The organism is Pseudomonas psychrophila HA-4 (assembly GCF_000282975.1).
In the GTDB taxonomy this organism is placed as follows: Bacteria; Pseudomonadota; Gammaproteobacteria; order Pseudomonadales; family Pseudomonadaceae; genus Aquipseudomonas; species Aquipseudomonas psychrophila_A.
This window is the reverse complement of sequence record NZ_ALJC01000036.1, coordinates 1-1288: the sequence shown is the minus strand read 5'-3', so window position 1 is coordinate 1288 and position 1288 is coordinate 1. Positions and strand designations below refer to the sequence as shown.

Below are 1288 nucleotides of genomic sequence, written 5' to 3'. Positions count from 1 at the left end.
TGGGTGGATCCGTTGGGGTTGAGTTGTGTGCCGGGGGATTGTCCGGGAAAAGCCTCTCAGGCACCCTCAACTAAGCAGGGTGCTCCGGAAGTACCACAGGCAAAACCCGACTTTTATGTTGGGCCATCTGGGCCGGATTCGACGTTGCCAGCAACAGGTTATCGTTATATGAACTTAATAGACTCTGATGGACAGATTAACAAGCGATCTCAAGCTGTATTGGATTCTGGCGAAGCGCGTCTGTCATATTTCGGGTTCGAAAAGTTTGACACAGGAGATAGCGCTACTGACGCCTTTCAAATTAGAGCACCTAAACATATTACAAATCTGGACCCTGAGTCAGCATGGAGCGATGGACGACTTCGCCTGAAGTTCGATACGTTACAGCTATATAGAAATGGCATGCCAAGAGTTACTATCCCCTATGAGCTTGGTAACAAAGGACCTAGATTAGAGCCATTCACTACAGCATATCCGGAGTACGGTAAAGGCGGAGCAAGGCAGTTGATTCAAAAACCCAACGAAATCATTGATATTTATGTAGACGAAACCACGATTCTGCCGGAGAAATAAAATGTTAACAGATGCTCAAGCGAGAATAGCTCTCAAAAATATTCTTCGCAATCACTTAGATAATCAGAGTCCTGAGCTAGTGCAACTAGAAAGCCTTCTGGATAACCTTGATAGGACGATCCCCATCCGAGGTGCTTTGGAAACGATTCGAGGAAACAATATTTCTCCATATACGGAGCAAGAACTAGAAATAATAAAAGATCTTTTATATTTATACGGCTAGGTACGACCCTGAAGAGGATGTAGACAAAATAAATTAGGATTATCACTTTTTTTCTACATGATACCGAAGCTATACCTATAAACGGACGCTGCCGCTAGATATTCACTCAACTTTACCTACTGCGGGTGATGTTCGCTCATATATCCCAGTTGGCGTGCACACTCCTTACCTGAACCGGCATCGCTACGTATTCTAATATCCTTGGGAAAGCATTATTTCTCTAAAGCGGTTAGTAGAGAGCAGTCTCGCAACTTAAATAAATTCTGGCACCTAAAAAACAATAACTCGGCATGCTCTAATATTTGGCCAGTACAAAATGGTGAGACATCATAATAATAAATTATTAAGCGCGAGCCGTCGAAAACATATAGTTCTTATTCGGTTGTCAGTACGTACAGCTACCGCTCTTTAAAAATATAATAATACTCACCTAAGCCACGGCTGTGCCTGGCCACTGGCCTACGAATACGACCTGCAAGACCGCCTCATCAG

1 protein-coding gene is annotated in these 1288 nt (G+C 43.6%); it reads left to right on the top strand.

All coding sequences use genetic code 11. The features are described 5' to 3' along the window. A partial coding sequence (locus tag B347_RS24660) for a hypothetical protein (protein WP_237719101.1) occupies positions 1–573 on the top strand: 573 nt, incomplete at its 5' end. Positions 574–1288: the final 715 nt, after the last annotated feature.